Origin of the sequence: Prosthecobacter sp. (assembly GCF_034366625.1) — a bacterium.
GTDB lineage: Bacteria > Verrucomicrobiota > Verrucomicrobiia > Verrucomicrobiales > Verrucomicrobiaceae > Prosthecobacter.
Window position 1 is genome coordinate 423,979 of record NZ_JAXMIH010000005.1, and the last position, 18,668, is coordinate 442,646.

Consider the following 18,668-nt stretch of genomic DNA (forward strand, 5'->3'; position numbering starts at 1 on the left):
CCGGGAAGCGGTCAACTTTCGGAAAGTAGCCCAGTTGCGCTGCAACTGGAGTTTGGATCCCGGTTGCGGCGCAACCGGGCTACTTTACAAGGCCGCTCGCAAGATCGTGACCAGCTCGTCATGCGTCAGCGAGACAGGATTCGCCTTCATGCTGCTCGCAGCAGCGGCTTTGCGGGCGATCTCGTCGAGATCGCTGTCTTGAATGCCCCAGGCGCTGAGTTTGGGGATTTGGAGACGCTGGGTGATACTGTGCAGCCACGAAACGGCATCGCCGCCGAGCATCGCGTCGATCTGATCAAACTTCGTGCGGTTCTGCACGCGTTTGGAGTTCATTTCCCAAACGGGAGCGAGCAGAGCGGCGCAGACGGCGCCGTGTGGCGCGTGAAACATGCCGCCAATCGGTGCGGCGAAGCCGTGGACGGCCCCGAGACCAGCGTTGGCGAGAGCAATGCCGCTGTTGAGAGCGCAGAGGGCCATGTCTTCGCGTGCATCGAGGTCGTGACCGTTTTGAAAGGCGCGTTCGAGCGAACGCACGGCACGCTGAATGCCGTCGAGGCACAACGCGTCGGTCATGGGCTGCGCACGGGAGCAGACGAAGGCTTCGAGGCACTGCGTGAGCGCGTCCATGCCGCTGGCGGCGGTGACATGCGGCGGGAGATCGATGGCGAGTTCGGAATCGATCAAGGCGATGCGCGGCAGCATCGAGAGATGGCGCAGGCTGGCTTTGACGCGGTGTTCTTCACTCGCAATGACGGCGTTGCGCGTGGCCTCGGCACCGGTGCCTGCCGTGGTGGGAACAGCGATGAAGGGCAGCGGCGTGGCTTCGAGCGGTTTGCCTTCACCGATGACTTCGATGTAGCGCATCAAATCACCCGGCTGTGTGCTCATGGCGGCGATGGCCTTGCCCGCATCGACCACACTGCCGCCGCCGATGGCGACGATGACATCGGCGTTGAACTGTTTCGCGAGTTCAACACCGCTTTGGATGTCCTCGACGGTCGGTTCGCCACAAATTGTTTTGAAGCCAACGTAAGGCAGCCGGGTTGTCCATTGTGCTGGGCGGCTGCCGGTGATGAGGAGTGCTCTTTGGCCGAATTCAGCGGCGAGAGCAGGCAGTTCACGGATCACGCCACGACCGAAAATGATGCGCTGGGCGGTGGCGAATTCGAAGCGGTTCATCGGCTCAACGTCATGACGCATTCGAGATGCTTGGTCTGCGGGAAGAGGTCGAAGGGCTGTACGGTGCCGAGTTTGTAGCCGGCTTCGGTGAAGAGGACGAGGTCGCGCATCTGCGTGGCGGGATTGCAGGAGACATAGACGACGCCTTTCGGGCCGAAGGCGAAAAGCTGCTGCAAGAACTCGGGGCTGCATCCTGCACGCGGCGGGTCGATGAGCACGACGGTGTCGGCTCCGGCCTGCGGCACGTCTTTGAAGACATGCTGCGCATCGGCGGCGATGAAACGGCAGTTGGTGAGCGAGTTGATCTCGGCGTTGTGCGCGGCTTTTTTGACGGCGCTCTCGGAGATCTCGACGCCGATGACCTGCTCGAAGTCGCGGGCGGCGCTGATCGCGAAGAGGCCGCTGCCGCAGTAGGCATCGACGAGATGCCTCGCACCGGTGGCTTTGGCCTCGTCGATGGCGTGGCGGACGAACTTGGGCAGAATGAAGGGATTGTTCTGGAAGAAATCGCCGGCCTGGAACTCGAAGCGGACGCCGTCCACGTCTTCGATGGCTATTTCATCGCTGCGGGTGAGGACGCCGTTTTTCGCGGCACGCATGAGCAGCGTGGCACCGTTTTTGAAGGTGTCGGAGTTGGCACGGGCACGTTCGCGCACGGCGGCGAGTTGAGCGTTCAGCTCGGGCATGGCGATGGGACAGTGCTCGACATCGACCATGGCGTTGCGCGTCCTTGCACGCAGAAAGCCAATAGCACCGATGCCGCCGCTCTTCGGGCGATGAAAGTGCGGCGTGATCTTGGAGCGATAGCCGTATTCGACGGGCGAGGGAATGACCTCGCGCACGGGGTGCTCGATCTTCGCCATGTGCTTGAGCAGTTCGGCGACCTGGCGCTGCTTTGATTGAAGCTGCTCGGCATACGCTAGATGCTGATACTGGCAGCCACCGCACTGGCCAAAGAGCGCACACTTGGGCGTGACACGATTTGGCGCTGGCTCCAGCACCTCCATGAGATCGGCCTCGCTGTAGTTCTTGTGATTGCGGAAGACGCGGCACTTCACCAGTTCACCGGCGAGCGTGAACGGCACGAAGACGACCCAGCCATCGACACGGGCGACACCGGCACCTTCGTTGGTGAGATTGTCGATCCTGACGTCGAGCTCTTGATGATAGGCGAAGGGATGCGGATTGAATTTGCGCGGCGGTTCCATGTTGCGCGTCACTTCTTCTCCGGGTTTTCCATGATCATGTAGGTGCGGCCTTTGACGTCGCCGTTGAAGGGATTGATCGTCTCGATCTTCAACTCCTTGAGCACGGTGGCTTTGTCCACTTTCTGCACCTTGGTGACCTGGTATTTCTTCACGACCTTGCTGTTGCGGTCGTAGGCCTCCATCTTCGCGGCACCGCCGCTGCCCTGATGCACATAGATGTCCACGACGTAATAAGGGCCGTCTTTTCCAGGATTGGTGACGCGCACGATCCAGCACTTCTGTCCACTGACGCGACCCTCGCCCATCAACTGCGGACGCGGCCAGTAGAGGAAGCGCAGGGAGAGGTCTTCATAGTTGAATGCCATGCCGCGCACGCTGGCAGCGTATTGATTCCCCTGAACCTGCGAGGAGCCGCCTGCGCGCACCTGATAGAGCGTGGCAGGAGAGGTGTTCAGGTCGAGGTGGACGATTTCCTTCGGCGGGTTGGTGAAAAGGAAACGCATGACCTGATTCTCCATCGTGAGGGTCAGCGGTTCGATGCGGCCCGTGGCGTCGTCGCGGAGATGGCCGCTCATCTTGTGGTTTTGCAGGGCGTAGCTGAGACGCACGATGCGGAGGATTTCCTCGGCGGTTTTTGGCTGGGCTTCCTGGGCGCGCAGAACGGGCGCGAGCAGCAGAGTGAGAAGAAGGAGGTGTTTCATGGTGATTGGGAAAGGGATGAGATCCAAGACGACGCTTTGACACGCGGGCAGCGTCCACTATTCAATGCGCTCCATGCAGCGCCAGCGCTTTCTCTTTGCCGCTCTCGGCCTGCTCACGCTCTGGCGCTGGGCCCTGCTGCCGACGCTGGAACTCGCGCCGGACGAGGCGCTGGCGGTTTTTCGCGTGAAACAAGGACATTGGGGCGGATTTCTCGAAATGGGACCGTTGGTGCCGTTGTTCGTGAGGCTGGGCATGCTGATCGGTGGCGCGGGCGAGTTTGGCGTGCGTTTCTTCGCGCCGCTGCTCGCGTTGGTGGCCTCGCTCGCGGTGTGGCGACTGATGCGCGGGTTGTTTGATACGCAGATCGCCGCCTGGGCGGTGGTGATCGTGAATGTGCTGCCGGCTTTCAATCTCGCCGCCGTGACGCTCACTTCGTCCACGGTGGTGTTTGCGCTCGTGCCGGTGGCGGCGCTGTGTCTGCGTGTCGCACTGCTGCATGCGCATCCGTTGCATTGGGCCTGGTGGGCCGCCGCGGCGTGCGTTTTTGGCACGGTGCTGGCACAACCGCCGGCGTTGGGCACGATGGCAGCCGTGGCGTTGGTCTTCGCGTTGCCGGAACGGCTGCGGCACCATCTGCATGCGTCTGGATTCCTCGTGATCGTCGCCGCTTGGGTGCTGGCGGTCCTTTACTGGCTGATCTGGCAAGGCGGCTTCACGTGGCCGGAGTGGCGGCTGGTTCCGAATCTGTTCCGCTGGTCCGTGCTCGCCTCGCCACTGCTGCTCGTGTTGTTCGTACTCGCCGCGAGGATGGCATGGGATCGCGCCACGCTGATGTCACAACGCAGCCTGCCGCTGGCGATGTTGCTGCCGCTCGCGGCGCTGGATCTGCTTTACGGGCCGAATCATCGCTGGCCGGACATGGGTGGCGCGGTGTGGATGGTTTTCGCGGCCATGCTCCTCGCTCACCGCGGCACGGTGCTTGGCGGCATCGCCAGCGAGGAGAAAATCAGCCTGCGCACCATCGCGCTCGTGCTTGCGGCGCTGCAAAGCGCCTTCTTGCTGCAAACCGACCTCCCGCGCACGCTCGGGCTGTCGTGGCGATTTTCGCGGCAAATCGACACCGCCTCCGATTACACGCATTTTTTCACCGCTGACCCTTCCAAGTGCATGCGCGGCTGGCGGGAGAGCGCGAAACTTGTTTCGGCGGTTTTAAAACAGACGGAAGGCAAGGACACCTGGTTCGTAGTGGCGAATGACTGGCGGCTCGCCGTCGAACTCGATCACTACCTTGGGCAAACCGAGGCGGTAATGTCGGTTCAGGACGATCTGCACGCTCAAACCGGCCGCAGCGCCATCTTCGTCACCGATGATCCCGCCGCCATCGCGCCGCCTGCGATCTTGGAGGCCCGCTTCGGGCGCTTCGAGGTTCTTTCCGTCGCCCGCGTCATGCATGCGGGCAACGAGGTGCGCTGGCTGAAAATCTTCGCTTGCCACGATTATCGAGCGCCCGACTTTTGACGCCCTTTTGCCCTCCCATGCCTTCTTCACCCGCCATTTCCATCGTCGTGCCTCTTTACAACGAGGAGGACAATGTCGTGGAGTTGCAGCGGCAGATCGACGCCGCGCTTGCCGGACGTGATTATGAACTCGTGCTCGTCGATGACGGCTCGAAGGACCAGACGCTGTCCCGCGTGCAGCGAGGCGACCGCGTGCGCGTGATCATCTTTGAAAAGAACAGCGGCCAGAGCGCCGCCATGCATGCCGGCATTTATGGTGCGAAAGGCGATGTCATCGTCACGCTCGATGGCGACCTGCAAAACGATCCCGCCGACATTCCCGCCCTGATAGCGAAGCTCGACGAAGGCTTCGACCTCGTCTGTGGCTATCGCGCCAAGCGCAAAGACACGCCGTTCAAGCGCCTGCAAAGCCGTGTCGCCAACTTCGTGCGCTCACGTTTTGTCGGCGACCATGTGCGCGACACCGGCTGCACGCTCAAGGCCATGCGTCGCGACTGCCGCGAGGCGCTGCTGCTGTTCAACGGCATGCACCGCTTCATTCCCGCGCTCATTCGCAACATGGGCTGGCGTGTCACCGAGGTTCCCGTCAATCATCGCCCACGCATCCATGGCGTCAGCAAGTACGGCTTCGGCAATCGTGCTCTGCGTGCCACGACCGACATGTTCGGCGTGCGCTGGCTCAACAGCCGCCGCACCCGTTACAGCATCCGCGAGGAACGGCACGGTTGATGCGTTTCTGTTGTTGACGAAGACGCCGTTGCTCCGGCATGCTGAGAAAATCTTAGACGGATGAACCTGCGCGAACAACTGCGACACCTGCTCCCCGAAATTCTGCCCGATGATCCGGCGGAGGCCATCAAGGGCACCGAGCTCATTCGTCTCGTGCGTCATCGCCTCGGCGAAGGCTACAGCGACGCCACGCTGCGCTACCATTTTTCCATCCTCAGTTACGATCCCACCTCGCCCATCGCGAAGGTCGATCAAGGCCAGGGCTACTACCGCCGCCAGAAAAAAACCGCCGGCCCGAACGGCGTCACCCGCGCGAACCTCTTCGATGAGGAGGGCGACAGCGACCAATGCTTGTCGCGCTTCCTGCGCATGGTTGCCATTTACGAGCGCCTCAGCCTCCAGCGCTCGCGCTATCCCTTCCTGCTGAATCGCAACAGCAGCGGCGCTCCCAGCATGGAGGGCGAATGGGACATCCCCGACCTCGTCGTCGCCGACTGGGATCTCGACGCCGGCAGCGACGACGCCCCGCGCTTCGACGCCTCCATGCTCGATCTCCGCCGCCACCTCGGTGGCCCCGAGGTTGGCATCACCGGCGTGCAGTTGAAGCTCAGCGTCTCGCTCGAAACCTTCAGCGCCGACTTCTTCCAGGCTCTCAGCGCCACGCGCTGGACCTTGCAGAGCGAGATCGTCATCGCCGAAGGCCTCAACGACGAGGCGCTCGTCGATGCGTTGCGCAGTCTCGGCCATCAGTTCGGCGTCGGCATCAGCAGCCTTGGCATCCAGCTCACGCAGCTTGATGAACTGCCTTCCGCCAAAGAAATCCGCGCCATGAGCGCCGCCGAGTTCGAGGCCGTGCAGAACCTGCTGCGCATCCAAAAAATCACCCTGCCCACGCCTCGTCACAACATCGACTGGCCCGCGCTCAACGCCCTGCGCAAAAAGCACGACTCCGTCGCCGACCTCGTCCGCTGGCTCTCCGACTGCCTCGCCAAGCGACAGCCGGAGTGGGTCGGTGGTGTGGTGAAGTGATTTATACGAGATGCCTTCCTTTGAAGGAAATGTTAAGCCGTGAAATCATGACCATCATTGAGGCCATCGAAGATTTTCGTGAATCTGCAATTGCTAAGGCCGACGGCGCTAAGCCCGCATCCAAAGATCACGAACTACACGCACGCATGACTCGTGCTTTTGTTTGCCTGACTTCTCACGGAGAGAATGGCATTGCAGCATTTACTGAGTTGCTTCAGGACGAGTCATCTCATGTTAGAATCTGGGTGGCCGCGCAATTTCTTGCCGAGGGATGCCGCTCTGCGATTCCAATCATGGAGCAGTTGGCGACTCAGCCAGGCATTCAGGGCTTTTCTGCTGCCATGACACTCAAGGAGTTTCACTCTGGGTGTCTGCGTTCTCCGTTTACAACCTCTGTCGTCTAAGCGCACGCCCACCCAATGTAAAACCCGGCTGCTTGGCATCTTTTCAAATCTGAAATCGCGAATCGCTGCGGCAGAAGCTGCTGAGGTCGAAGAAACCTTTCTGCTTTCGAACGCGTTCCCTAAACCTGCATGACCCGACGCGCCTTTCTCACCTCAGCCGCTGCTTTGGCAGCCCTGCCGCTGCCGGCGGCGTTGCGTGGGAAGCGGATGGGGATTGTGATTCATTCGTACGGTAAGCGGTGGCAGGGGAAATACTCCAGTCTCAAATTTCCGCCGTTCGAGCATGCGCTGGATGTTCTGGATCATGTGCGCGGCCTCGGTGTGGGTGCCTTGCAGATCATGGTCAATGGCTGGACGGCGGAGATGGCCGCGAAGGTACGCGCCACCTGTGAATCTTACGGCATGCAGCTCGAAGGCAGCATCACGCTGCCGAAAAACGAGAACGATGTGGACCGCTTCGACAAGGAACTGCGCATCGCCAAGGAGGCTGGCGCGACGATTTTTCGCTCAGCGACCGGTGGCAGACGCTACGAGCTGTTTTCCAGCCTGGAGGAGTTCAAGCACTTCAAAGCGAGCGCGTTCAAGTCCATGCAGCTCGCCGAACCGATTGCGAGGCGGCAGCGCGTGCGGATCGGCATCGAGAATCACAAGGATTTCCAAGCGGCAGAGCTGGCGGAGCTGCTCGGACGCCTCAGCAGCCCGAACATCGGCGCCTGTGTCGATACCGGCAACAGCATCGCTCTTCTTGAAGACCCGATGCAGGTCGTCGAAACGCTCGCTCCCTTTGCCGTGACCACGCACATCAAGGACATGGCCGTGCAGGAGACGCCCACCGGCTTCCTGCTCTCCGAAGTGCCGCTGGGGGAGGGCATTCTCGATCTGCCGCGTATGTTCGCGCTGTTTGAAAAGCACAATCCGCAGATCGCCTACCACCTGGAGATGATCACGCGTGATCCACTGGACATTCCCTGCCTCAAACCCGGCTACTGGGCTACTTTTCCCGACAAACCCGGCGTCGAACTCGCCCGCATGCTCACGCTGGTGCGCGAGCGCAAGGCGGCGAAGCTGCCCAAAGTCACCGGCCTCAGCACGGAAGCAGCGCTGGAATACGAGGAGGCCAACATCGTGAAATGCCTGGATGCAGCCGGGGCCAAGCTCGGCTTTGACCAGCCTGCGGCGGCGAAGCCGAACGGCAAGGATGAGAAGTGAGTGGTGGTTGAGGATTCCCGTGCTGCATCCATGATGCGTGGCCCGTGCCCGAATCTCCTCCAGCCGCTGAATCCACTCCCATTCACGACGCCAAACTGGCGTTGCAGAAGTATTTTGGGTTTCGAGAGTTCCTTGATGGTCAGGAACAGGTGATGGCGGGCATCCTGAGCGGGCGCGATACGATGGTCATCATGCCGACCGGCGGCGGCAAATCGCTGTGCTACCAACTGCCAGCGATGGTGATGGAGGGCGTGACGGTGGTGGTGAGTCCGCTCATCGCATTAATGAAGGACCAAGTCGATGCGCTGGAGCGACGCGGTATTCCAGCGACGCTGATCAATAGCTCGATCTCGCTTGGAGAGCAGCAGGAGCGCATCGAAGCGCTACGGCGGGGCGAGTACAAGCTCGTCTATGTTGCGCCGGAGCGCTTTCGCAGCCGGATGTTCACCAATGCGTTGCGGCAGGTGCAGATCGCCCTGTTTGCGGTGGATGAGGCGCACTGTCTCTCGCAGTGGGGCCACGACTTCCGACCGGATTACATGCGTCTCGGCGAAGCGCTGGAGCATCTGGATCGTCCGCAGGTCATCGCGCTGACCGCCACGGCCACTCCGGAGGTGCGGGGGGATATTTTGAAGACACTGCAACTGCGCGATCCCTACGTGGTCATTCGCGGCTTTGAGCGGCCCAACCTGAGTCTGAACATCGCGCAGACGAAAAACAGCGGCGACAAATACGAGCGGCTGAAGAAAATCATCGCGCAATACAAGACAGGCATCATCTACTGCTCCACCCGCAAGCGTGTCGAGGAGGTCGGCTCCGAACTTCGCGACTGGAAGCTCAAGGCCATCGAATACCATGGCGGACTCGACGACAAGGAACGCGAGTCACGCCAGACGAAGTTCATCACGAAGAAAGCCGATGTCGCCGTGGCCACGAACGCGTTTGGAATGGGCATCGACCGCTCCGACGTGCGGTTTGTCGTCCATTTCGACGTTCCAGGAAGCGTGGAGGCCTATTATCAGGAAGCAGGCCGTGCTGGACGCGATGGCGAGCCTTCACAGTGCGAGCTGTTCTTCAATTTCGCCGACACAAAGACGCAGGAGTTTTTCATCGACGGCAACAACCCGAGCGTGGACATCATTCGGAACGTATATCAGACGCTGCTGAACGCGGCGGACTCGAATCATGAGGTTCAGGCCTCGATTGATGACATCACTGACCGTGCCGGTGCCAAGAACAGCATGGCGATTGGCTCCGCGCTGAGCCATCTCGCCCGCAACGGCTACATCGAGCGCTTCGACATTCCGGGGAAGCGCATTCGCGGCACACGGCTGTTGCAACCGAAGGTGCTGACGCGTGATCTTGAAATCGACATGGACGCATTGCGCGAAAAGGATCGCCGCGACCGCTCGAAGCTCAAGTCGATGATCGAGCTGTGCTATGACGACAAAGCCTGTCGCCAGGAGCAGATTTTGCGCTACTTCGGCGAGACTGAGAGCACGCCCTGCGGCACCTGTGACGTGTGCAAAGCCGAAGGCGTGCAGCCACCGCGTGAAGGCACGGCGGAGGAAGTCACCATGCTGCGTCAGGCGCTCAGCGGCATCGCCCGCATGTCCACCAAGCATGCGGATGGTTCGTGGGAAGGCCGTTATGGCAAAGGGCGCATCATTCAGATGCTGGTGGGCAGCAAGTCGAAGGAGATCGTTGATGCGGGACTCGACCGGCTCACGACCTACGGCCTGCTCAAGCACGTCGGCACGCAGGCGTTGCATCCGTTGTTCGCCGAGCTGGAGAAACTGGGCCTCATCGAGACCAGCACCGGTGAGTATCCCATCGTGTCACTCACCGTACGCGGCATTGAGGCGATGAAGGCCGGGCAAAATGTGAAGCTGCGCTGGCCGTCGATGCATGCGCCGATGACGAAGCCGAAGGGCAAAACGGCGCTGAACGAAGAACTCGCTGCCCGTGAGCTTGGTTTCGATGATGCGTTGTTCGAGAAGTTGAAGCGCCATCGCACGACTCTGGCGGAATCGGAAGGCGTGCCATCTTACGTCATCTTCAACAACCAGACACTGGAGTTCATGACGCGGTTGAAGCCGAAGACCATTGAAGCAGGGCTCAAAATCCGTGGCGTGGGCGAGAAGAAGGCGAAGGAGTATCTGCCGGACTTCATTCAAATCATCAAGAAGCACGGGTGAAGCGCAGGGCGAGACCGCCTGTCTCTTTTTGACTGACGAAAGTGGTCATTGGATCCAATCATAAATCGGCCCGATGATGCGTGCCTTTCGAATGATGTCCGCCGGATGTTCCGGGGTGCCGCGATCCATGAAATTGTCGATGCTGCGAGAGGCATCGAGAATGGAGCGGACCTGGCCGCCGATGGTGGGTGCTGGATTGAGGTAATCGTCAATGCCCGTCACCGCTTTGTATATGACGGACATATCGACACCAAAATGGTCATCAATCGGGTAGAACTCATTGCCGGTGAGCAAGCCGGACCCGCTGTTGCCCGTGGGGCGCGCTGGCAACGCGGGGCGCAGTGTTTTGTAGAGGCGTGCGCGAGTGACGGGGAATTCGAGACGGCTCAGGCGTTGCTCGTAAACCTGGCGACGGCTGGATTCATCACGCGGGAGGATCGTGCAGCCTGCGGTGGTGAGGAGAACAAGCAGAAGGATGCGAAAGGTCATGGCTGGTAAGTCAGGGGTGGCATCCAAATGCTCAAAGAGCGGCGATGAATTCTTCGGCAGAGACTCCCGCCTGCCGCAACACGCCCGCCAGTGTGCCAGTCTTGATCTCGTGGTGGTTGGGGACGACGCAGCCATCCGAACCACGTTTCATGACGATGTGGCTGCCTTTTTGCCGTGCCACCTCGAATCCCAGATTTTGCAGGGCTCGCACCGCTTCTCTGCCTGAGATGTGCGGCAGTTTAGGCATTCGACAGATCGAAGGTGGTCATGATTGCGTGCCCGACACTGCGGCGCTGTGGGAACTCTTCGAGGAACAGTTCCGTGGCCTCACGCAAGTTTTGCACCGCCTCGTCCACTGATTCGCCCTGGGTGGTGGTGCCGGTTTCAGGATTGAAGGCGACATAGCCGCCTTCTTCAGCCGGGGTGAGCACAGCGGTGAGTTGCATGCCTGACTGTGCTGGAAAGGAGGGATGGAATCAAGCCCACGTTGTCATCCGTTCACTTCGCTTCCACCGCCGTGCTGAAGCTGGAGGCTTCGCCGGTGGAGGTGGGAGCAATGAGTGATTTGTGAAATTCGGCCTGTGCGGGAAGTTTGGCGATCGTTGCGGCCAGCACGGCATCGGCGGCGGCATCGGGATTCTGCCGGTTCAAAGCAACGAGGGCGAGGACATCACTGATGGCGGGTTGTTTGGAGCCTTGCACGAGGAGCTGTTGCGCGCGGTGGGCGATGGGGAGGTCATCGAGCTGGATGGCGAGGGAGGCGATCTGGCGGAGCGTGGGTTCGTCGAGATGCTCGCCGGGAATCTGCTGCAAGGTGCGCAGGGCTTGGGAGAATTGTGCGTGGTGGAGTTGAAGACGGGCGAGCTTTTGCAAGGCGGGGACATCGCCGGGGAAGCGTTTGAGGAAGCCTTCCCACAGCGCGGGTGCGGAGGCGCTGCCACGCAGGGTGACGTCGATCTCGGTGAGCAGACGCCAGCCAGCGCGGTTGTTGGGCGCGGTTTTGAGATGTGCGGCGAGAAGATCGCGCGCGGGAGCAGGCGCGTTGCCATCGGCGAGTGACTGGGAGAGTTCGAGAATGGAAAAACGGCGCTGCAATGTGGTGAGAAGTTGCGCGAGTTCTTTGCCACGACCGATCTGGGTGGCGAGAGCATGCAAACGGGCGAGGACGCGGGTTTCACCGGCGGCGGCGAGGCGGAAGAAGCCATCACAGGCGATGCTGGTGTGCTGATGGCGGTCGGCGATGGCGGCGGATTCGCTCAACCAGCGCAAGTAGTCGGCGGAGACGGTTTTTCCGGCGGCGATGTCTTCGACGGTGAGTTTGTGATCGGGGAAAGTGCGCAGATGGCGCTCGATCCAGGGCAGCAGCTCGGCGGATTCTCCAGCGGCATGCGTGGCGAGCAACGCGCGCTGCATGAGGCGCGGTGGGATGGCCGCGTCGAGCTTCAGAGAGCGCAATTCATCAAGCACGATGCGGCTGGCCTCGGCGTAACGCGTGCCTTCGAGCAGGAGTGTGGTCTGCAAATCGAACGCGTCTTCACGTTGCACGGCATCGAGGCGTGGTTTGGATTCATCGAGCCAGACATTGACGACACGCAGGGCCGCTGCCGGACGGCGGGCGAGGCGCGCGGCCTCGGCGAGGTTCAGCACGTTTTGCCACGAGGCGGCGGGAGATTCGCAGGCTCGTTCATGGATTTCGAGGGCGAGACTGAGTTCGTTGTTTTCAATGGCCTGCGAGGCGAGCAACTCCAGCACTTCGATCTTGTGCGGTTCTTCGAGTCGATCGCCTGATGCCGAGATGAGCAGACGGCTGTCGTCGATGAACGGCGCGTCGGCGCGGGTGAGTTCGGCAAAGATGAGCGCGGTGTTGAGCGGGCAGGGGGCGTGAAGAGGCCCCTCCTGCACCGTGAGCTGGCGCAGACGCTGTTCGGGCACGGTTTTGCACCACTCCTGCAAAGCCTGGACTTCGCGCTCCGGCAGCATGGCGAGCTGAAAGACGGCGGCCTGCTGCAGATGCTTGGGCGCATGAGCGAGATGTGCGGCGATCTTGGTGCGCGTGGCTTCGAGCAGTGAATCGCCTTTCGTGGAGGCGGAGTCGTTCGCATGCAAACGCCAGCCCCAGGTGACGGCCAGCGAGGCGTAGGAAAGGATGAGCAGGGAAACTTGGCGTGAGCTGCGTGACATGAATCAGAATGGAAAGTGGATCAGCGCATCGCGGCCTGGGTGGCGGGAGGCAGAGATTGGAGGGAGACGGTGGCGCGGCAGGCGAGTTCGAGACGAACGGTGCCGTTGCCGTCCGCCGTGGCGGTGTAAGGACGGCCGTTTTCGAGATACGCACACATGCCACGCGGCTCGAAGCCGCCGAGAACGACTTCCACCGGGCGCAGATCGCGCACCTGGAAGGTGGCACGGCGCGAGGACAGCTCCATGAACTCGACCGGAGCGCTGCTTTCCGCGAGATGGACGTGTTGTGAAGGTCTGTTCTTGGTGAGAACGAGCTCGGTGCGCGCTGCGCCCATGGTGTGGATGTAAATCTGGCCCTGATGCGTGGTGTAACCGGAGACGCCCTGACATTGTGCCATGTCGGGAACACCAGCAGCAACAGGGAGGCGCAGGGTGCGGCTGTCACCTGCGTTGAGGATGATCCAGCGGTTGTCACCGGCGCTGAGGATGCGTGTGTGGCGTGCATCGCGAACGCTGGCGGCATAGGCGGCGGCGGTCATGGCATGCAGCGGTTCTCCGGCGCAGGCGTCGAAGGTTTTTTCGAGCGCGGCGACGCCCTGCTCGGTGCGCACGTCGGAAAAACGGCAGCGCACGGCCAGCGGCGTCAGGCGCATCGAATTGAAACCAGCCGCAGCAGCCGGGTGGGTCATTGATGTGGCCTGCGAGGCGGCGGGAAGATGCTCGACATTCATGGCACGGCAGAAGCGCAGCGCTTCAGCGCTGGGAGTGGCGTTGTCGGGCCAGAGCATGAGGTTCACCTCTTTGCCCAGCGGGAGCAGCCGACGATGGATGTAGTTCATGGAGCCGGCGATCTCGCGTTCCATGTCGTGACGCGTGGTTTTGGCGCGATCATTGAGCGTGCTGCTGATGTCGATGCCGGCGGTCCACTTTGATGGACGGGAGAAGGAATTTGAGGCGGCCTGCACCTGCGGCATGTCTAACAGGCTGCGGGCGATGTGTTCGAGACGCGGGGCGTCGGTGGCTTTCTGCTTTGGCAGCCAGCAGCGCATGTCAGCTTCGCAGACGGACACGGTGACTGGCAGCAGGTAGCGGTCGAGGATGCGGTCGCGCATGACTTCGGCGCAGAGCGGAAAACCGGGCAGGGTGGAGGGCTCGGAGAAGCCGGTGCTGTCGATGTGGCTGTAGAAAACGCGACGGCCTTCGCGGGTGGTGGTGTCGGGAACGGGAGCCAGTGTGACGCTGCCGAGCCACTGCGTGAGGAAGGCGGCCACGTCGATTTGAGGTTCAGCGGTTGTGATTGCGGGTTCGATCCATGCACCGCCCCATTTGGTGAGGAAGGCCTGATCGAAGCGATGGTCGGAACCGAGCGCATCCTGACCGTGCAAGGCGAGGACGATGCGGGCTTCGGCGGGGGCTTCGAGATCAAGGAAGCCGAGCGAGCGGGCGGTGATCCTCGCATTCGCACGCAACAAGGTGGAATCCATGCTGGCGACGTTTGTTTTGACGAGGCGTGCGGGTGTTTTGGCACTGCCGCCGAGGCCGAGATGCTGCATGGCGAGATGGCGGGCGGCCTCGTCGGTGAATGGCATGCCGGTGAGGAGCAGCGGGATGTTTCTGGCACGCAGCGAGGGCAGCCAGGCGGCGAGGGTGCGCTGTTGTTCGGCGCTGAGCACGAGGCTGGAGTCCAGGATGACGGCGGCGAAGCGGTGATCCTGCGGGAGGAAATCAGCACCGGTGGCGTTGTGGAAGTCTAGCTCGCAGCCGAGCCATTCGAGCGACTGGCGCAGGAGGCGTGCGGTGTTTGTGGCGTCAGCGGCGGCGGCTGTTTCACCGACGTGCTGCTTGTCCCAGCCGTGCAGGACGAGGACACGGCGTGAGATTTCCTCCAGCGGGCCGAGATTGACTCCGGTCAACGCGAGCGTGGTGATGAAGGGCAGGGTGCCGATGGTGGTGAGACGCTGCGCGGCCTCGCGGCAGGCGGAGCGATCATCGGCAGGGGCATAATCGACGGCGAAGACCCGCATGCCCTGCATCTGGACGCTGCGGATGAGGCGTGAGAGGCGCTGTGTTTCGGCGATGGGCGTCCAGTCCATCGTGCCGCTTTTGCCTTCACGAGTGTAAACGCCGAGCGCGAGGAAACCATCGGCCACATGAACGGCTTCGATGCCAAGACCGAGATGCAGGTCGAGCAGGAGGTGTTTGTCGGGATAACGCTGGCGCAGCGTGGCGGCGAGGGTGAGCACGGCGGTGCGTGCGGCGGGATTTGCCTCTTCATCACCGAGGCTGAGAACGAATCCGTCGAAACCCTTTTTTGCCGCCGGATCGACGAGCGCTTCGACGGCCCAGGCGATCCATCGAGGATCAGCGGGATCGACGATGCGGGTCCGCTTGTCGGAGGCGGACGGCTTGGTGGACACCTGGCGGTCGGCAGTCAGCAGGGCTTCGCGTGATCCGGTGCGCACATGAGCGAGGTCGAGCAGCACGAAGTAGCGGTTTCCCTGCGCATGGCCGGGCTCCATGTCGAGCTCAGCATGCGGATGGAGCACACAGAGATCGAAGGCAGCGAGAGAACGGGCGTCGGGACGCAGGGATTGATCCACCCAGAAGCTGCGAAATGCCGGCATCTCGGCCGCCATTCCGGCGATTCCGGTCAGTCCGAACAGCACCCCGCACAAGAGTTGGCTCAGAGCGGACGATGACTTCGGAAACCGGGGGGTGGGTGATGCGGTAGGCATGACAGCGTGCGTGGGGCTTTCAAAATTGCGAACGCTGGCATTTTAGAGTCTTGAATTATAGAAGCAATAATTGACGGCTCGTTTACAAAACACTTACCTGCCACGCAGCAGGCCAAAAACAGGTCGCTAAACTGGGCGCTGAAAGAGAACATCGTTTTCACCATGAACACCTCCCCGATTTGCATCTTTGCCGAAGGCATCCTGATCGACCAGGCGTGGGGAAAACTCACCTGGCTGGCCTCCCGCGAACTGGGGAACTCAACCACGATGACCTTTGGCCGGGTGACGATTCCTGCCGGTCAAACGAACCCACGTCACCGCCATCCGAACTGCGACGAAATCCTGCACCTCCTCTCTGGCAGGCTCGAACACAGCCTCGGCGATCAGAAATTCCTCCTCAACCCGGGCGACACCATCTCCATTCCTGCCGGTCAGTGGCATAATGCCCGTGCGCTGGATGGTGCGGACGCGGAGATGGTGATCTGCTTTTCGTCAGCGGACCGGGAGACGGAGTTTGAGGGGTAAATCAGCCCTTCGTCACGACTTCATCCAGATTCATCACCAAATTCGCCGCCATCGTCCAAGCGGCGAGTTCGGCGGGGTTGAGTTTCTCGTCGGGCTTGGATTCGCCGTAACTGATGGCTTTCTTGGCCTCCTCGGGCTTCGCGGTGTAGGCGGCGAGGTGCTTTTCGACGGACTGGCGGACGATTTCGGCCTCCTGAGCGTTCGGGAAGCGGCCGGTGGCGTTGCGGAACAAGGCGGTGATACGCGCATCGGTGCTGGTGGCAGTTTGGAGCACGCGCTGGGCGAAATTCCGCGAGGCCTCGAAGAACTGCACGTCGTTCATGAGCGTGAGCGCCTGCAACGGCGTGTTGCTGCGCTCGCGGCGCAGGCAGTAGCTCTCGCGGTTTGGCGCGTCGAAGGAGGTCATGTTTGGCGGCGGCGCGGTGCGCTTCCAGAAGGTGTACAAACTGCGCCGGTAGAGCGATTCGCCGTGGTCCTGGATGTAGTTGCGCGTGTTGCTGCCGCCAAAACCGACCGGCTCCCAGATGTTCTCGGGCTGGTAGGGCTTCACGCCCTTGCCGCCGATCTTCGGACTCAGCAAACCGGAGACGAACAACGCTGAATCACGCACCACCTCGGCATCGAGGCGGAATCGCGGCCCGTGCGCCAGCAAGCGGTTCTCCGGGTCCAACTGCGAACCGAGAACCGAGAACTGCGAACTCTGCCGATAGGTGTGCGAAGTCACGATCAGCTTCACGAAGGCCTTCATGTCCCAGCCGCTCTCGCGGAACGTCACCGCCAGCCAGTCGAGCAGTTCGGGATGGCTCGGGGGTTCGCCTTGGGAGCCGAAGTCGTTGCTCGTTTTCACCAATCCGACGCCGAAGAACTGCTGCCAGAGGCGGTTTGCCTGCACACGGGCGGTGAGCGGGTGCTGCGGGCTGACGAGCCATTTCGCGAGATCGAGGCGTGTGTAATTGTCCTGCTTCGGCAAGGCCGGGAAAATCGCCGGTGTGCCGCGGGTGACCTTGTCCTTCGGCTTGTCATACTGGCCGCGATCCATGATGAAGCTCTCACGTGGCGTCGGCAGATCGGCCATGACGAAGGTGGCGGGGATCACTTCATCGAGCGCTTTCTTTTTGGCCTCCAAGGCCAGCTTTTCTGCCCGCACGCCATCCACGATCTCGCGTGCGCCCTGATATTCGTTTTCAAACCACCACTCCTGCAGGCGCTTCACGTCTTTCTCCGGCCATTCGGGCTGCTTTTTGCCGCGCACGAGTGTTTGCAAGTCATTCGGCAGGCCTTCGATGCGCTTGCCCTGGCTTTTCTCGATCCACATCTTCCAAGACCACTGCGGATCCTTGGCTGGATCGACGCGTGAACTCATCGCTAGGTGATCCCAATGCACCGTGCCGCCAAACTGCGTGAACGCGTAGCCCGTGACCTTCGCTCCGGGCTTCAAACCGAGACGATCAGCCGCAACTTCGAGCTTCACCCATTTTCCGGCCTCTGGCAGCGCTCCCATCTGCACCTTTTCGGGCGTGCGCACCTGACCGAAGGGAATCGCCCCTTCCTCGCCCCAAACCGCGCGATGATTCCATCCTGCGGTGTGAAATTGCAGCATGATGGCCTTCGGCGGATTTTTCTCGTCGATGAAGCACTGCACGCTGAGTTTTCCGTTCGGCGGGATCTCGTATTTTCCGCCCGCTGAGAAGAAATCCTGAGCAACACCTGTCGCCGTGCGTTTCAGCGCGGTGGTGCCGCTGAAGACAGGGGCTTTGTCCTTGGTCACGAGTTGAGTGGGATGCCCGCCGCTCGATTCCACCTTCGCATTCGCGGGAAACGCATCCTCAAACCACACCAGCTCGCTCGTCTGTACCGGTGGCGGCGGATTGAGCGACGCTGGATCGGTGTAGTTTAGCTTCGAGATCGACTCGCGGATCTTTGACTGCGCCGCCGCGATGCCTCGATCGAGTTCCGTGATCTGCTTTTTCTGCTCGGCGGTGCTCAGGCGCAAAATCGGTGGCGTGAGCAGGATGTTGCCGTCCATGGCCGGATCGGCGGCGCTGTTGAAGAAGGCATACATCGAGTAAAACTCCTTCTGCGAGATGGGATCGAACTTGTGATCATGACACTGGGCACACCCCACCGTCAGACCCATCCAGGTTGAGGCCGTGACATCCAGTCGATCGACAATGGTCTCCACGCGATATTCCTCATCGATGATGCCACTCTCGTTATTGGCCATGCTGTTGCGTTGAAAGCCGGTGGCAACGAGTTGATCCCGCGTGGCATTCGGCAGCAGGTCGCCGGCCAGTTGCTCGATGGTGAACTGATCGAAAGGCATGTTGCGATTGAAGGCATCAATGACCCAGTGCCGCCAGGGCCACGCGCTGCGCGTCTTGTCGCCAAAATAGCCGTTCGTATCCGCATAACGGGCGGCATCCAGCCAGTCCACCGCCATGCGCTCGCCAAACCGCGGCGACTTCAGGAGACGCTCCACCGCGCGCTCGTAGGCATCGGCCGAGCGGTCGCGAAGAAGGTCATCCAACTCGCTCACCGTTGGCGGCACGCCGGTGAGATCGAG

16 protein-coding genes are annotated in these 18,668 nt (G+C 61.3%); 7 read left to right on the forward strand and 9 right to left on the reverse strand.

Translation table 11 applies throughout. From position 1 onward, the window contains the following. Positions 1–84: 84 nt before the first annotated feature. Genes U1A53_RS02750 through U1A53_RS02760 form a run of 3 tightly spaced genes read right to left on the reverse strand, consistent with a single transcriptional unit; the run spans position 85 to position 3,088 of the window. On the reverse strand, positions 85–1,179 hold the full coding sequence (locus U1A53_RS02750; protein WP_322278831.1) for an iron-containing alcohol dehydrogenase: 1,095 nt from the start codon (positions 1,177–1,179) through the stop codon (positions 85–87). Beyond that, positions 1,176–2,387: a class I SAM-dependent RNA methyltransferase gene (locus U1A53_RS02755; protein ID WP_322278832.1), complete on the reverse strand. Its 1,212-nt coding sequence runs from the start codon at positions 2,385–2,387 to the stop codon at positions 1,176–1,178. Before U1A53_RS02755 ends, U1A53_RS02750 begins: the two co-directional genes overlap by 4 nt. A gap of 8 nt (positions 2,388–2,395) precedes the next feature. Beyond that, positions 2,396–3,088: an outer membrane lipoprotein-sorting protein gene (locus tag U1A53_RS02760; protein ID WP_322278833.1), complete on the reverse strand. Its 693-nt coding sequence runs from the start codon at positions 3,086–3,088 to the stop codon at positions 2,396–2,398. 73 nt (positions 3,089–3,161) lie between these two features. On the opposite strand from U1A53_RS02760, the gene U1A53_RS02765 reads away from it, so the two are divergent. From U1A53_RS02765 to U1A53_RS02790, 6 genes are all read left to right on the forward strand, one after another. Then, the gene (locus U1A53_RS02765; protein ID WP_322278834.1) at positions 3,162–4,607 is read left to right on the forward strand and encodes a glycosyltransferase family 39 protein; all 1,446 of its coding nucleotides are present in this window, start codon (positions 3,162–3,164) and stop codon (positions 4,605–4,607) included. Positions 4,608–4,624: 17 nt separating this feature from the next. Continuing rightward, positions 4,625–5,335 carry a glycosyltransferase family 2 protein gene (locus U1A53_RS02770; RefSeq protein WP_322278835.1) on the forward strand — a complete coding sequence of 237 codons (711 nt, stop codon included), beginning with the start codon at positions 4,625–4,627 and terminating at the stop codon, positions 5,333–5,335. Positions 5,336–5,395: 60 nt separating this feature from the next. Beyond that, positions 5,396–6,364 (forward strand): hypothetical protein, encoded by a 969-nt coding sequence (locus U1A53_RS02775; RefSeq protein WP_322278836.1) that lies wholly within the window; start codon positions 5,396–5,398, stop codon positions 6,362–6,364. A 29-nt stretch (positions 6,365–6,393) separates the two neighbouring features. After that, positions 6,394–6,768 (forward strand): hypothetical protein, encoded by a 375-nt coding sequence (locus tag U1A53_RS02780; protein WP_322278837.1) that lies wholly within the window; start codon positions 6,394–6,396, stop codon positions 6,766–6,768. 129 nt (positions 6,769–6,897) lie between these two features. Then, complete coding sequence (locus tag U1A53_RS02785; RefSeq protein ID WP_322278838.1) at positions 6,898–7,977, forward strand: sugar phosphate isomerase/epimerase family protein; 1,080 nt, start codon at positions 6,898–6,900, stop codon at positions 7,975–7,977. A 44-nt stretch (positions 7,978–8,021) separates the two neighbouring features. Then, positions 8,022–10,175 carry a RecQ family ATP-dependent DNA helicase gene (locus U1A53_RS02790; protein ID WP_322278839.1) on the forward strand — a complete coding sequence of 718 codons (2,154 nt, stop codon included), beginning with the start codon at positions 8,022–8,024 and terminating at the stop codon, positions 10,173–10,175. Positions 10,176–10,220: 45 nt separating this feature from the next. On the opposite strand, the gene U1A53_RS02795 is transcribed toward U1A53_RS02790, so the two are convergent. The 5 genes from U1A53_RS02795 to U1A53_RS02815 are packed head-to-tail and all read right to left on the reverse strand — an operon-like array spanning position 10,221 to position 15,580. Further along, positions 10,221–10,664, reverse strand: a complete 444-nt coding sequence (locus tag U1A53_RS02795) for a hypothetical protein (protein ID WP_322278840.1) — start codon at positions 10,662–10,664, stop codon at positions 10,221–10,223. Between the two features lie 31 nt (positions 10,665–10,695). Further along, positions 10,696–10,911: a type II toxin-antitoxin system HicA family toxin gene (locus tag U1A53_RS02800; RefSeq protein ID WP_322278842.1), complete on the reverse strand. Its 216-nt coding sequence runs from the start codon at positions 10,909–10,911 to the stop codon at positions 10,696–10,698. Further along, positions 10,904–11,110, reverse strand: coding sequence for a type II toxin-antitoxin system HicB family antitoxin (locus tag U1A53_RS02805; protein ID WP_322278843.1), 207 nt, complete (start codon positions 11,108–11,110; stop codon positions 10,904–10,906). The genes U1A53_RS02800 and U1A53_RS02805 overlap by 8 nt, the downstream gene beginning before the upstream one ends. Before the next feature lie 52 nt (positions 11,111–11,162). After that, positions 11,163–12,845, reverse strand: a complete 1,683-nt coding sequence (locus U1A53_RS02810) for a hypothetical protein (protein WP_322278845.1) — start codon at positions 12,843–12,845, stop codon at positions 11,163–11,165. 20 nt (positions 12,846–12,865) lie between these two features. Further along, complete coding sequence (locus tag U1A53_RS02815) at positions 12,866–15,580, reverse strand: hypothetical protein (RefSeq protein ID WP_322278846.1); 2,715 nt, start codon at positions 15,578–15,580, stop codon at positions 12,866–12,868. A gap of 162 nt (positions 15,581–15,742) precedes the next feature. Between U1A53_RS02815 and U1A53_RS02820 the strand changes: the two genes are divergently transcribed. Further along, on the forward strand, positions 15,743–16,105 hold the full coding sequence (locus U1A53_RS02820; protein ID WP_322278847.1) for a cupin domain-containing protein: 363 nt from the start codon (positions 15,743–15,745) through the stop codon (positions 16,103–16,105). A 1-nt stretch (position 16,106) separates the two neighbouring features. Here the strand turns inward: U1A53_RS02820 and U1A53_RS02825 are convergent. Continuing rightward, positions 16,107–18,668 (reverse strand): DUF1549 and DUF1553 domain-containing protein (locus U1A53_RS02825; protein ID WP_322278849.1); only part of this gene is annotated, 2,562 nt, incomplete at its 5' end.

What these genes read in the sequence shown, in the direction of transcription:
- U1A53_RS02770 (WP_322278835.1), top strand. Translation starts at nt 4,625, where the DNA reads ATGCCTTCTTCACCCGCCATTTCCATCGTCGTGCCTCTTTACAACGAG.
- U1A53_RS02775 (WP_322278836.1), top strand. Translation starts at nt 5,396, where the DNA reads ATGAACCTGCGCGAACAACTGCGACACCTGCTCCCCGAAATTCTGCCC.
- U1A53_RS02820 (WP_322278847.1), top strand. Translation starts at nt 15,743, where the DNA reads ATGAACACCTCCCCGATTTGCATCTTTGCCGAAGGCATCCTGATCGAC.
- U1A53_RS02815 (WP_322278846.1), bottom strand. Translation starts at nt 15,580, where the DNA reads ATGCCTACCGCATCACCCACCCCCCGGTTTCCGAAGTCATCGTCCGCT.
- U1A53_RS02810 (WP_322278845.1), bottom strand. Translation starts at nt 12,845, where the DNA reads ATGTCACGCAGCTCACGCCAAGTTTCCCTGCTCATCCTTTCCTACGCC.
- U1A53_RS02805 (WP_322278843.1), bottom strand. Translation starts at nt 11,110, where the DNA reads ATGCAACTCACCGCTGTGCTCACCCCGGCTGAAGAAGGCGGCTATGTC.
- U1A53_RS02780 (WP_322278837.1), top strand. Translation starts at nt 6,394, where the DNA reads ATGTTAAGCCGTGAAATCATGACCATCATTGAGGCCATCGAAGATTTT.
- U1A53_RS02755 (WP_322278832.1), bottom strand. Translation starts at nt 2,387, where the DNA reads ATGGAACCGCCGCGCAAATTCAATCCGCATCCCTTCGCCTATCATCAA.
- U1A53_RS02800 (WP_322278842.1), bottom strand. Translation starts at nt 10,911, where the DNA reads ATGCCTAAACTGCCGCACATCTCAGGCAGAGAAGCGGTGCGAGCCCTG.
- U1A53_RS02795 (WP_322278840.1), bottom strand. Translation starts at nt 10,664, where the DNA reads ATGACCTTTCGCATCCTTCTGCTTGTTCTCCTCACCACCGCAGGCTGC.
- U1A53_RS02760 (WP_322278833.1), bottom strand. Translation starts at nt 3,088, where the DNA reads ATGAAACACCTCCTTCTTCTCACTCTGCTGCTCGCGCCCGTTCTGCGC.
- U1A53_RS02785 (WP_322278838.1), top strand. Translation starts at nt 6,898, where the DNA reads ATGACCCGACGCGCCTTTCTCACCTCAGCCGCTGCTTTGGCAGCCCTG.
- U1A53_RS02750 (WP_322278831.1), bottom strand. Translation starts at nt 1,179, where the DNA reads ATGAACCGCTTCGAATTCGCCACCGCCCAGCGCATCATTTTCGGTCGT.
- U1A53_RS02765 (WP_322278834.1), top strand. Translation starts at nt 3,162, where the DNA reads ATGCAGCGCCAGCGCTTTCTCTTTGCCGCTCTCGGCCTGCTCACGCTC.